Consider the following 12,373-nt stretch of genomic DNA (forward strand, 5'->3'; position numbering starts at 1 on the left):
CTCCCCTCACACCCGCTTGACGTTCCAGAAGGTCGGGAAGCTCGCCAGCACACCGGTCAGCGTCTTGCGATAGGCCGTCGGCTGGAAATACTGGCCGAGCGGCGCATAGGGCACGTCCTCGAAGACCTGTTTCTGGATATCGGCCGCGATCGCCTTCTGCGCGGCAAGGTCGGGCGCCTCGATCCAGGCATCGCGCAGCGCCTCGATCTTGGGCGCCACCGGCCAACCCGGCCAGGCATTGGCGCCATTGCCGCGCAGCGAGAGATGGCCGACGGGATCGAACATGTCGAGCCCGGCCCAGCCGGTGAAGAAGCAGTTCCAGCCGCCCTGCGCCGGCGGCTCCTTCTTGGCGCGCCGCGCCACGACGGTGCCCCAATCCATGGCCTGATAGTCGACATTCATGCCGATGCGCATCAGCATCTCGTTGGCGACCTCGCATTCGGCCTTGAGATTGGCGAGGTCGGTGACGCCGAGCAGCACAACCTTCTCGCCATTATAGCCGGCCGCCGCCAGCGCCTGCTTGACCTTAGCCGGGTCGCGCGGGCCGTTGAGCACCTCCATGCCGGCATCGCTCGCCAGTGGCGTGCCCGGCGGGAAGACGCCGACGCCAGGGCGCCACAGGCTCTTGTCGGGTCCGCCGACCGCTTCCATGAACTCGGACTGGTCGATCGCCAGCAGGATCGCGCGGCGGATCGCCGGATTGTCGAAGGGCGGATGCAGGTGGTTCATCCGCATGATCGCAACCGCACCAGTCGTCTCCTTGATCACGACCTCGATTGCGGGATTCTTCGCCAGCATCGGCAGCAGATCGGGCAAGGGCTGCTCGACCCAGTCGATCTCGCCGCTCTGCAGCGCGGCCGCCGCCGTCGCGGGGTCGGGCAGCGTGTGCCATTCGACCCGGTCGAAATTCACGATCTTGGGCCCGGCGGTGCGGCCGGGCACGCCACCGCTGCGCGGAACATAGCCGGCGAACTTCTCATAGACGGCACGGCTGCCCGATTGGCGCTCAGCCGCGACGAAGCGGAACGGGCCGCTGCCGATGACCTCGGTGACCTGGGTGAAGGCGTCAGTGTTCGCCAGCCGCTCCGGCATGATCACCGGCATGAAGGCGGTCATCTTGGCGAGCGCATCGGGCAGGAGCGGGAACGGCTTCTTCAAGCGGAATTGCAGCGTCTTGTCGTCGACGGCCGTGAGTTCGTCGGTCAAACCCAGCAGCGTCTGGCCGAAGGAATCGCGCTTGCCCCAGCGCTTCAGGCTCGCCACGCAGTCGCGGGCCAGTACGCGCGCGCCGTCATGAAAGACGAGACCGTCGCGCAGCTTGATCGTCCAGACCTTGCCGTCGGCATCGGCAACCGCGCCCTCGGCCATTTGCGGCTGGGCCTTGTAGGTTTCGTCCTGCCCAAACAGCGTATCGTAGACCATGAAGGCGTGGTTGCGCGTCACCGTCGCCGTCGTCCAGATCGGATCGACCACGGCGAGATCGGCCTGCGGCACGAATTTCAGCACGCTCTTGTCGGCCGCACGCCCGATATTCGGAGCGGGCAAGGCCAGCGCCGCGGCGCCAAGCTGAATAAACCTACGCCGTGTCGGCATGATCGACCTCCTCTCGCTGAACCGGAAGTGCAGCACAAGCGAGAGCCTATCCTGCGGCAAGGATCAGGCAAGCGGCATGCCAATGCGCGGCGGCCGCACCGGGGGAGACGATCAAAAAAGGGCGGCCCGGACCTCGTCCGAACCGCCCGTTTTGAATGCTTGCCTAAGCGAAAAGCCGACTTCTCTCGCCGCCCGGAGCCTGGAACGGCCTAGAACGGAATATCGTCGTCGAGATGGGTCGAGGATGAACGGCCGCCACCGCCGCCGCCACCCGCCATGGCGGGCTGGCGCGGTGCAGCGCCGCCGCCCATCGGGCTCGACCGGCCAAAGGAGCTGCCGCCGCCCGAGCGATCCTCCATCGCGCCGCTGCCTTCGCCATATTCGTCCGAACCGCCCTGCCCCCGGCTGTCGAGGATGGTCAGTTCACCACGGAAGCGCTGCAGCACGATCTCGGTGGTGTATTTCTCGACACCCGACTGATCCTGCCATTTGCGGGTCTGGAGCTGGCCCTCGATATAGATCTTCGAGCCCTTCTTCAGATATTGCTCGGCGACCTTGGCGAGGTTCTCGTTGAAGATCACCACCGAGTGCCACTCGGTGCGCTCCTTCTTCTCGCCCGACTGCTTGTCGCGCCAGGTTTCGGAGGTCGCGATCCGCAGATTGACCACGGGTTCGCCGCTGCCGAGACGCCGTACCTCGGGATCGCGCCCGAGATTGCCGACCAGAATGACCTTGTTGACGCTACCAGCCATGAGAGGCTCCATTTCCTGCGCACATCGAAACCGGCCATCGACCGGAGCCGGACCCTACCGATCCGTGACGCCACTATCAACGATGTTCTTGCTTTGTTCAAGAGCCTTCGCCAGGGTTGTCCCCGGAATTCGTGATTCGATTTTGCCGGAGCTCGAAGCTGCCGCGATCAGCTCCGAAGTGCGGCCGACTCCGGCAGGATCTAGTCGGGCAGAAGCTTGTCGGGCAGGACCTTGCCAGGATTGAGGATGCCGAGCGGGTCGAGCGCCTGCTTGATCGCGCGCATGACGTCGACCGCCTCGCCATGCTCGCGCTCCATGAACTGCGCCTTGCCATAACCGATGCCATGCTCGCCGGTGCAGGTGCCGTCGCAGGCGATGGCGCGCTCGATCAGGCGTTCGTTCAGGCGTTTCGCTTCAGCCAGCTCGGCTGGCGAGTTCGGGTCGATCACCAGGCCGAGATGGAAATTGCCGTCGCCGACATGGCCGACCGTGCCGATATAGAAGCTCGCCGCCTCGATGTCGTCCTGCGTTGCCGCAAGGCAGGGCGCGAGCTGCGAGATCGGTACGCAGACATCGGTGCTCCAGATCCGCGCATCCGGGCGCATCGCCTGCAGCGCGTAATGGATGTTGTGCCGGGCGCGCCAGAGCCGGCGCCGCTCTTCCGCGTCGGTCGCCCAGGCGAGATGCGTCGCGCCATGCTCGCCGACGATCCCCTCCACCGTCCTGGCCTGCTGCTCGACCTCGGAGGGGCTGCCATGCAGCTCGAAGAACAGGGTCGGTGTCTCCGCGAGCTCCAGCTTCGAATGCCGGTTCACCGCCGCGATCGCCCGCGCATCGACCAGTTCCACCCGCGCCACCGGCACGGCGCATTGGATCACCGCCGTAACGGCCTCGACCGCGCCCGCCACTGTGGCGAAGGAGCAGACCAGCGCCGAGACGGCCTCGGGCAACGGGTGCAGGCGCAGCGTCACCTCGGTGATGATCCCGAGCGTTCCCTCCGAGCCGACGAACAGCCGGGTCAGATCGTAGCCGGCCGAGGATTTGCGCGCCCGCCCGCCGGTCTTGATGATGCGCCCATCGGCCATCACCACGGTAAGCGTCACCACATTCTCGCGCATCGTGCCGTAGCGCACCGCATTGGTGCCCGAGGCGCGCGTCGCCGCCATTCCGCCCAGCGTGCATTCGGCGCCCGGATCGACCGGGAAGAACAGCCCGACATCGCGCAGCGCGGCATCGAGTTGCTGGCGGGTGACGCCGGCCTCGACCGTCGCGTCGAAATCCTCCGGCCGGATCGCCAGGATCCGCGTCATGCCGGAGAGATCGAGGCTCACCCCGCCCTGCAAGGCCGCGATATGGCCCTCCAACGAGGTGCCCGCGCCGAAGGCGATCACGGGGGTCTCGTGCTCAGCGCAAAGCCGCACGATCCCCGCGACCTCCTCGGTCGACTGCGCCCTGCAGACGGCATCGGGCGGGCGGCTGGCATGGTAGGATTCGCCGCGGCCATGATGCTCGCGCTCGGCCAGCGAGGTCGAGAAGCGGGCGCCAAGCAACGCGCGCAGCGCCTCCGCCAGCGCCGGGGCGAGCCCGCCCGCCGCGGGAGCCGTATCGAGGGAGCGCGAGGCTGGCAGGACGGCTGTCACGGCGGCGTCTCCGATCGAAACGGGCGGGTCGAAACTGGTTCGGGTCGAAACGGGCTCGAGCGGGCGCGGCTGCGCCCCGTCCCGGCGTCACCGAGGACTGGCATACAAGCCCATCTCGTGCAAGGCTCTGTATCTTGCATACAGGACGGAGATTGCCGTGAGCCCTCGCCATTCCCTCGCCGACAGGCTGCGCCAGCCCGGCCTCGTCGTCGCCCCCGGCTGCCATGATGCGATCGGCGCGCGGGCCATCGCGCAGGCCGGCTTCGAGGCGGTCTACATGACCGGCAACGGCCTCTCCGCCAGCCTGATCGGCGCGCCCGATATCGGCCTCCTGACCATGACCGAGATGGTGGCGCGCGGCCGCGCCTTGGCCGCCGCCGTCCCGGTTCCGGTCATCGCGGATGCCGACACCGGCTATGGCAACCTCAACAACGTCGCCCGCACGGTCGCCGAATACGAGGCCGCAGGCGTCGCCGCGATCCATCTCGAGGACCAGGTCACGCCCAAACGCTGCGGCGCCATGGCCGGCCTTGCCCTGGTCTCGCGCGAGGAGCATGCCGAGAAGATCCGCATCGCTGTCGCGACACGGCGCGATCCCGATTTCCTGATCATCGGGCGCTCGGATGCGCGCCTGCCGCTGGGCCTCGACGAGGCGATCACGCGCGGGAAGGCTTATGCGCAGGCCGGGGCCGATCTCGTCCTGCTGGAGATGCTGCAATCCGAAGACGAGATGCGCCAGGCCCTGCGCGAGATCGAAGCGCCCCTGATGTTCAACTATGTCGAGGGCCGCGTGCCTTCACTTACTGCCGAAGAGTTCGGCCGCATCGGTTTCAAACTGCTCAGCTATCCCGTCTCGTCCACCCTCGCCTACGCCCATATGATGACGGCCTTCGCCCGCGAATTGAAGCGCAGCGGCACCACGCGCGGCCTGGAGGCCAACATGCTGGATCTGCCGAGCTATGAAGCCTTTCTCGGCCGCGAGCATTATGCCTGATACCGGCGTCGAATCGCGGAGGGCCGAAACGTGACGAGCATGAAGGCGATCAGGCGTTTCAAGGTCCAGCAGCCGAAATCGCTGGTCACCATCGTCGAGGAACGCCTGCGCAAGGCGATCATCGACGCCGAGATGCGCTTCGGCGAGGCGCTCTCGGAGGATGCGCTGAGCAGCGCACTCGGCGTCAGCCGCACGCCGGTGCGCGAAGCGCTGGCCCGCCTCCAGCTCCAGGGCCTCGTCACCATTGTGCCGAAGAAGGGCACCTTCGTCTTCGCGCCCACGGCGGAGGACGTCGCCGAGCTCTGCACCTTCCGCTTCATGCTGGAAACCAACGCGCTGCGCGAATGCCTGGCAACGGCGCGGGAGGCGACGCTGGACGGCATGACGGGTGCGATCGCGGCCATGGATGCGGCCCAGGCCAGCGGCACGCGCCATGATTATGCCCGCGCCGATACCGGCTTCCACGAGGTCTTCTTCCTGCATTGCGGCAACCGTTATCTCGGCAATGCCTATCGCAGCGTCTCGGGCCGGGTCGCGGCGCTGCGCACGCATCTCTCGGTGCCGCTTGAAGGCGAGCAGGCCCGCTCCATGAGCGAGCACCGCCTGATGGTCGAGGCCTTCGCCAATGGCCGCCTGGCGGATCTCGACGGCCTCCTGCGCCAGCACATCCTGCGCGCCCGGGACGCCTATGGCGATGTCCTGCGTCGCGCGAGCGCCGGCTGAGCGACTCTTTGGAGACCCCTGAGCCCTCATCCTTCGAGACGGACCTGCGACGTCCCTCAGAGCCATGTCTAAAATTAACATAGAAATATCAAAATCTTCTGATCTGTTTCGGTCTGCCGCACCGTCATCCTGGACAAGCGGCGAAGCCGCGCAGCTCCGGGATCCATCGTAGAGTTCCGGAGCCCTCCGATGGATCCCGGGATTTCGCTGCGCGAAACCCAGGATGACGGCGCGCAGGTGATCAAGACAGAGCCATTCAAATCATTGGCTTCATTCCAGGCCAATCTCTCAAGATGAGGGCGGCGCGGCTGAGCGGGCTCCGAGCAAGACAGCCCCGTTCAGCCGCATCGCTCCCTTCCCCGCCGCGATCGCGCTGCCCCTTCCCCAATAAGTCTATCCTGGCCGCCGCCCGCCAGACCAACTGTACGCAAATCCATCTTGCATACAGTGTGCTACGGATTATGATCGCGACCAGAGCCATTCAAGGCCGCTGTGATCTCGGGAGGATCCAATGAAGTTCATGCTGAAGGCGGTCGCATTGGCGGCTGCGCTCACTGCTGCGTCGCCGGCGCTCGCCCAGGACAAGGTCAAGCTCGTCACCATCGCCGAGCTCTCCGGCCCCGGCGCCACGGCGGGCGTCAATTGGAAGAGCGGGATCGAGCTCGCCGTCGAGGAGATCAACGCCAAGGGCGGCATTCTCGGCCGCAAGATCGACTTCGTCGCCTACGACACCCAGACCAATCCGGCCAATGCGCGCGCCGCCGTGCAACGCGCCATCGACGAGGGCACCCATGCCGTGCTCGGCCCGGTCTATACCGGCTCGATCCTGGCCTCGATGCAGGTGGCGCAGCGCGCCGAGATCGCCCAGCTCGCGGCCGGCGACGGCGCGGCCTACACCCAGCAGGGCAACCCCTTCATCTTCCGCACCTCGCTCAGCCAGACGGCGGCGATGCCCAAGATCGCGGCCTATCTCAAGGACGTGGTCAAGGTGAAGTCGGTCGCCGTGGTCTGGGTCAATAACGACTTCGGCAAGGGCGGCCATGACGCCATCGTCAAGGAGCTTGCGAGCCGCGACATCAAGGTCGCTGCCGACCTCTCGACCGAGCAAGGCCAGGCCGATTTCACCAATGACGCGATCAAGATCAAGAACGTCCAGGCCGACGCCGTCTTCGTCTATCTGAACGAGGAGGAGAGCGCCCGGCTGCTCGTCGCCCTGAACGACCAGAAGGTCGGCAAGCCGATCATCGGCGAGACCACGATCCTCAGCTCCAAGGTGATCGAGCTCGCCGGCAAGGCGGCGGAGGGCGTGCGCGGCCATGTCGGCCAGACGATCGATGCCCCGATCCCGGCCTTGCAGGAGTTCGGCAAGCGCTTCCAGGCGCGCTTCAACTTCCTGCCCGACCATAACGGCATCAAAGGCTATATGGCGGTCCACGCCGTGAAATGGGCGACGGAGAAGCAAGGCAAGTTCGAGCCGACCAAGCTCGCCGCGACCCTGCGCGGCGCCACCATCACGCCCGCCGAGGAGCCCGGCATCCTGATGGAGACCACCTTCGACAAAAATGGCGACGTCCAGCGCGAAAGCTTCCTCGCCGAGGTCGTCGATGGCCGCCAGAAGATCATCGGCCGCCTGCCGAAGATCAGCAACTGAGGCTGCCTCGGCCGGACCGGTCCCATGACCGGCCCGGCCGCGGTTCCAAGTCTCAGAAGGCGTAGCGCAGCCTGAGCGAGCCGGCATAGCTGGTCGTGCTCGACGACAATTCGCTGTCGAGGCGCGCGCCCAGGCTCATCTGCGAGCTCAGCTTCACATCCGCGCCGACGCTGAGCAGTGCCGCGTCGCGGGCGGGCTTTGCCCCCTCGGTGACGAAGCTCGCGCCGCTCAGGCCGACGAGACCAGCCGAAAACCCTGCATCGCGCACATAGTAATGCGCCCAGGCCGCCTTGGCGTAGAGATTGACCTGCGCCCCGGCGAGCACGGTGTCGAAGCCGAGCTTCGCGCCCAATTCGCTGCGCACGGTGCTGTTGGTGCGTCCAAGCGAGGTCACGCCGAAGGCCGCCCCCGTGAAGCCATTCGTTTCGGTGAAGCCCGGCGTCCTGACGCTCTGCGCCTGGATCGCGGCGATGGGCGACAAGGTAACGCCGGCGAAGGTCGCGGCGGCCCAGGCCGCTTCCAGCCGCCCGCTCCAGCTTTCCGCCCGGTACGAGCCCTTGACCGAATTGACGCCGAGCACCGGAACCGCCCGCTTGGTTTCGACCTGCAGGGAGGAATAGGCGCCCGACGCACCCAAGCTGAACGCCCCGAACCGGGTCATGCCGTAGAGACCGGCCTGATAGACATCAGCGTTGGCCGAACCCATGCCGTTGCCGAGCGTCGCGTCCGACTGGCCGCCTGAGACGGCGATGCCCGCGATCGTGCCGGGCAGGATCGCGACATCGACGCCAACAGCGACATGCCCGTCGGACGTCTTGTTGCGGGCCGAGCCCGCGACAGTATCGCCATCGAGGCGGGCCGATCCGCCAGCCACCGCACCCCAGACGCGATAGTTTTTGGGCGCCTCGCGCAGGACAGGCCGCGGCCCCTTGCCGCTCGGCAGCTCGACTGCGCTGCGGCTGGCGGAGAACGCCGCCGCGCCGAACCCGGCCTCGGCGGCCGAGACCAGCGCGCCGTCACGGCCATTGGCGAAGGGGTCGAGCATCATGCCCAGAAACTGGTTGGACGCCTGGACCGCCATCGTATTGGCGCTGGTATGGACCTCGCCCGACAGCGAATTCAACGCCCCCGGAAGGGCGCCGGCCTGGGTGTTGTAGAGGTTGAAATAGGCGGACGGGTCGGCCCCGCCGGCGACGGCCCGGTCGAAGCCCGCAGCGACGCCGAGCGCGTTGCGGCTGAGCGGTGTGCTGCCGACCACCGAGAGGATGGCGTTGGGATCGAGGCTCAGCAGCACATCCGTGCCGGTATAGCTCACATTCGTCCGGATCGCGGGGCCAAACGAGCCCTGCGTATCCACCGTGGCGAAGCTGCCGGAGCGGCCGCCCTGCGCCGAGATCAGCGTATAATTCGTCCTGAAGGCATAGGGGCCAGCCAGCGGCACGAGCCGCAGCGTGCCGGCAAGCGCCGCGGTTCCGCTGACGTTGATGCGGTCGGCCGCCGCGCCCTGGATTTCCATCACCGTAGTCGATCCCGCGCTCAGCGTCAGGTTGCCGTTGATCGTGATGGTACCGATGGAGTTGCCGGGCGAGATCGTACCGCCGCTGGCGATGGTGACGCTCGGCAAGGTCGAGTTGCCGCCGAGAATGCCGCCCGCGCCGACAGTCAGGCCCGACGAGCCGCTGATCGTGCCGTTGATATGCACGGCGCCCGACTGGATCAGCGTCGTCGCGAACCCGCTGATATTGCCGTCGAGGGTGAAAACCCCACCCTGGCCCAGCGCGAAGTTCAGCGTGTTGCTGCCGCTGCCGGCCCTCAAATTGCCGGTGATGCTGCCGCCCTGGATGGTGACGCTGTTGTTGCCGTTGCCGAACAGCACCGCCGTGCCGGCCGCGCTCGCAGCCGTGATCTTGCCCGAGCTGGTCAGGCTGTTGTTGCCGTCGCCGAACTGGATGGCGGGGCCCGTGCCGCTCGCCGAGATCGTGCCGGTATTGACGACAGTGTTGTTGCCATTGCCGTTGAAGAACAGCGCCGGCTCCGAACCCGTCCCCGAGATCAGGCCGGAATTGGTGACCGAATTGGCGAAATTGCCGACGACCGTCACGCCCGAACCGGCAAGGCCCTGGATCGTGCCGGCATTGTTGATCGTGATCGCGCCATAGGCCGAGCCATTGGCGCCGTCATCGATGAGGATGCCCCTGGTCGCGCCGGAGATCAGGGCGCCATAGGCGTTCTCGATCAGGCCCCCGCCCATGGCGATACCTTCGGAGCCGTTGGGGCGGCCGCCGGAATCGACGCCGCCGGCGCCGGTGCCCTGGATGATGCCGAAATTGCGCACCGTGCCGATCAGGTCGATGTCGACGCCGTCGCCATCCCCGTTCAACGAAGCGGTGCCGTCCGAGTTGAAGATGTTGCCGGCCCCGGCATAGGCCCCGGTGATGGTGCCGTAATTCGTCACCGTGCCGGCGCCGTCCGAGCCAACGCCGGAACCGTTGCGCCCGATGATCGTGCCGCCGGCCAGGTTGAACACCGTGATGTCGGTATCGGCGGTGATGCCGTGGCGCGCGCCCGAGATCAGCCCGGTGCCGGTGTTGGTGACCACGATCCCGGTACGCCCGCCCGCATCGATGCCATCGGCCGTGCCGTTGGCGCCGCCGGAGGTGTTGGCCCCGAAGCTGCGGATGATCCCGGAATTGCTGATCGAGGTCGCCTGGCCCGGCCTGACCGCGTCATCGGTCAAGGATTCGATGATGCCGGTCGCGCGGTTGATGATGCTGACGCTGTTGCCCGAGGTCGCGGTGATCCCGCGCAGATCGAGCGCCTGCCCGAGCCCCGCATAGCCGGTTCCGCCCGCCCGGATCAGCCCGGCATTGTCGATCAGGATGGTGCTGCCGGTCACGGCCGTGTTGATGCGGACGGCGTCGTTCTGGGTCGAGCGCAGGATGGCGCCCGCCTCGTTGACGAATGTGTAGTTGCGCGGCGTCAGGGTGCCGCCCGAGGTGTCGACCGCACGCCCCGTGCCGGTTTGCTCGATGATGCCGCGATTGGTCAGGATCACATTGCTGGCGGTGTTGTTCCAGGTCACTGCCACGGTCGCGCCCGAAGTGCTCAGGGTGCCGCCGGCCTCGACGGTTCCGGTCTGCGTCCCGTTCAGCGTCTTGGCGGTATTGTCGGTCGTTCCCGTGGTGACCGTGAAGGTCTGCGCTATTGCTGCCGGCGCCTCGAACATGACCAGCGCGGCCGCGACCAGCGCCGTGCTGCACAACAACACGCGACGACGTGATGTCAGGGAAACGCGCACATCGCGGGCAGGACAGATCGCGGCAGAACTCATCGAAGAGGCTCCAGATCGAAGTGAGAGAGCGGCTCTTCGGACGAGCAAACAGCGCGGCTCTTCAGGACGAACCTGATCGGAAATTCCGATAGGTCAGTCCGGCACAAGAGCGAGCCCAGACATGAGTTTTATGACAAACCGACACAAACCGCTGCGAACCCCGCGAGGGTTGCTCTTCGGTTAGCCCATTGTTGCGAACTGTTGCATTTACAACACGCAGCAACAGCCCCTTCCCCATCCGTCAGCGGCTCCTCGCCGGCTCGCGAATGCGGGCGCCCTGCCATCCCGGCATTCCAGCCCTGCGTGACGCGAACAATTGCGCTGCTGCGTCCGCGCGCAATCCGGCTCTCATCACAAAATGAGAGCAAATCGATGCTAAAAACCGGTTTCCCCTTTTTCGCATCCTGCTCTAAGGCCATCGCCAATCATCGGCCCTGCGCGCCAGGACAGCCGGGCAAGATATTGGGGATTTCGAGATGAGCGTCGCAAACGGCCGGGCTTTCCTGGCGACTCCAGGCCCGACCAATATTCCCGACCGGGTTCTCCAGGCGATGATGCGCCCGGCCGAGGAGCTCAGCTCGGCGACGATCGTCAACCTCACCGAGTCGGTGCTCGACGACCTCAAGCAGATCTTCCGCACCACCGGCGAAACCTTCGTCTACACCGCCAACGGCCATGGCGGCTGGGAGGCGGCTCTGAGCAATGTGCTCTCGCGCGGCGACAAGGTGCTGGTGCTGGCGAGCGGGCGCTTCGCCGTCGGCTGGGGCGAAATGGCGCACTTCATGGGCGCCGAGGTCGAGGTTCTCGCCGGGACCTGGCGCCGGGCGGTCGATCCCGCCGCCGTCGAGGAGCGCCTGCGGCAAGACACCCGGCATGAGATCAAGGCCGTGCTGATGGTCCAGATCGACACCGCCTCGGGCGTCGTCAACGACGTGCCCGCGGTGCGCAAGGCGTTGGACGCCGTCGGCCACCCGGCCTTGTTCATGGTCGACGGCGTCGCCTCGGTCGGCTGCATGCCCTTCGAGATGGATGCCTGGGGCATCGATGTCGCGATGTCGGCCTCGCAGAAGGGGCTGATGTCCTCGCCCGGCCTCGCCTTCGTCGCCGCCAATGAAAAGGCGATGCAGGCCCATCAGACCGCGACGATGAAGACGCTCTACTGGGACTGGTCGTCCCGCATGAACACGCTGGCCTATATGAAGCATTGCGGCACGGCCCCGGAGCATCTGCTCTTCGGCCAGCGCGCCGCGCTCGACATGATCCTGAGCGAGGGGCTGGAGGCGGTTTGGAAGCGCCATGAGCTGCTCGCCGGCGCGACCCATGCGGCGGTGTCGAAATGGATCGAGGGCCAGGCGCTGGCCTTCAACATCCCGGAGCCCTCGCAGCGCGCGCCCTCGGTGACGACGATCCTGACGCAAGGCGTCGAGGCCGCGACGATCACCGACCATGCCCGCGACATCTGCGGCGTGACGCTGGGTCTCGGCATCGGCGAGCTGACCGGAAAAGCCTTCCGCATCGCCCATATGGGCCATGTCAACGCGCCGATGGTGCTGGGCGCGCTCGGCGCCGTCGAGATGACGCTGCAGGCCAAGGGCATCCCCCATGGCAGCGGCGGCGTCGCGGCGGCAGTGGCCTTCCTGGCGGAAGGCGTGCGCTAAGGCAGCGCAAGCCCCGTCATTGCGAGCGCAG

The 12,373-nt window shown here is 66.6% G+C and carries 8 protein-coding genes; 4 read left to right on the plus strand and 4 right to left on the minus strand.

Going from position 1 to position 12,373, the window contains the following annotated elements; all coding sequences use genetic code 11:
• Positions 1-6: 6 nt before the first annotated feature.
• From BHK69_RS21980 to BHK69_RS21990, 3 genes are all read right to left on the minus strand, one after another.
• On the minus strand, positions 7-1,593 hold the full coding sequence (locus BHK69_RS21980; protein ID WP_069691956.1) for an ABC transporter substrate-binding protein: 1,587 nt from the start codon (positions 1,591-1,593) through the stop codon (positions 7-9).
• A 209-nt stretch (positions 1,594-1,802) separates the two neighbouring features.
• Positions 1,803-2,345, minus strand: a complete 543-nt coding sequence (gene ssb, locus BHK69_RS21985) for a single-stranded DNA-binding protein (protein ID WP_069691957.1) — start codon at positions 2,343-2,345, stop codon at positions 1,803-1,805.
• Between the two features lie 200 nt (positions 2,346-2,545).
• The gene (locus BHK69_RS21990; RefSeq protein WP_244548277.1) at positions 2,546-3,985 is read right to left on the minus strand and encodes an FAD-binding oxidoreductase; all 1,440 of its coding nucleotides are present in this window, start codon (positions 3,983-3,985) and stop codon (positions 2,546-2,548) included.
• 157 nt (positions 3,986-4,142) lie between these two features.
• On the opposite strand from BHK69_RS21990, the gene BHK69_RS21995 reads away from it, so the two are divergent.
• The 3 genes from BHK69_RS21995 (at position 4,143) to BHK69_RS22005 (ending at position 7,353) form a co-directional block, all read left to right on the plus strand.
• Positions 4,143-4,979: an isocitrate lyase/PEP mutase family protein gene (locus BHK69_RS21995; protein ID WP_069691958.1), complete on the plus strand. Its 837-nt coding sequence runs from the start codon at positions 4,143-4,145 to the stop codon at positions 4,977-4,979.
• Positions 4,980-5,018: 39 nt separating this feature from the next.
• On the plus strand, positions 5,019-5,702 hold the full coding sequence (locus BHK69_RS22000; protein ID WP_069691959.1) for a GntR family transcriptional regulator: 684 nt from the start codon (positions 5,019-5,021) through the stop codon (positions 5,700-5,702).
• A gap of 511 nt (positions 5,703-6,213) precedes the next feature.
• Positions 6,214-7,353, plus strand: coding sequence for an ABC transporter substrate-binding protein (locus BHK69_RS22005; protein WP_069691960.1), 1,140 nt, complete (start codon positions 6,214-6,216; stop codon positions 7,351-7,353).
• 52 nt (positions 7,354-7,405) lie between these two features.
• On the opposite strand, the gene BHK69_RS22010 is transcribed toward BHK69_RS22005, so the two are convergent.
• Positions 7,406-10,684: an autotransporter outer membrane beta-barrel domain-containing protein gene (locus BHK69_RS22010; protein ID WP_083269610.1), complete on the minus strand. Its 3,279-nt coding sequence runs from the start codon at positions 10,682-10,684 to the stop codon at positions 7,406-7,408.
• Positions 10,685-11,160: 476 nt separating this feature from the next.
• Between BHK69_RS22010 and BHK69_RS22015 the strand changes: the two genes are divergently transcribed.
• Complete coding sequence (locus tag BHK69_RS22015) at positions 11,161-12,342, plus strand: pyridoxal-phosphate-dependent aminotransferase family protein (protein WP_069691962.1); 1,182 nt, start codon at positions 11,161-11,163, stop codon at positions 12,340-12,342.
• The last annotated feature ends 31 nt before the right edge of the window (positions 12,343-12,373 follow it).

This window comes from Bosea vaviloviae (genome assembly GCF_001741865.1).
Taxonomy (GTDB): Bacteria; Pseudomonadota; Alphaproteobacteria; order Rhizobiales; family Beijerinckiaceae; genus Allobosea; species Allobosea vaviloviae.

Excerpts from the sequence above, each read along its gene's own strand:
- BHK69_RS22015 (WP_069691962.1), top strand. The coding sequence starts at position 11,161 with ATGAGCGTCGCAAACGGCCGGGCTTTCCTGGCGACTCCAGGCCCGACC.
- ssb (WP_069691957.1), bottom strand. The coding sequence starts at position 2,345 with ATGGCTGGTAGCGTCAACAAGGTCATTCTGGTCGGCAATCTCGGGCGC.
- BHK69_RS22000 (WP_069691959.1), top strand. The coding sequence starts at position 5,019 with ATGAAGGCGATCAGGCGTTTCAAGGTCCAGCAGCCGAAATCGCTGGTC.
- BHK69_RS22005 (WP_069691960.1), top strand. The coding sequence starts at position 6,214 with ATGAAGTTCATGCTGAAGGCGGTCGCATTGGCGGCTGCGCTCACTGCT.
- BHK69_RS21980 (WP_069691956.1), bottom strand. The coding sequence starts at position 1,593 with ATGCCGACACGGCGTAGGTTTATTCAGCTTGGCGCCGCGGCGCTGGCC.
- BHK69_RS22010 (WP_083269610.1), bottom strand. The coding sequence starts at position 10,684 with ATGAGTTCTGCCGCGATCTGTCCTGCCCGCGATGTGCGCGTTTCCCTG.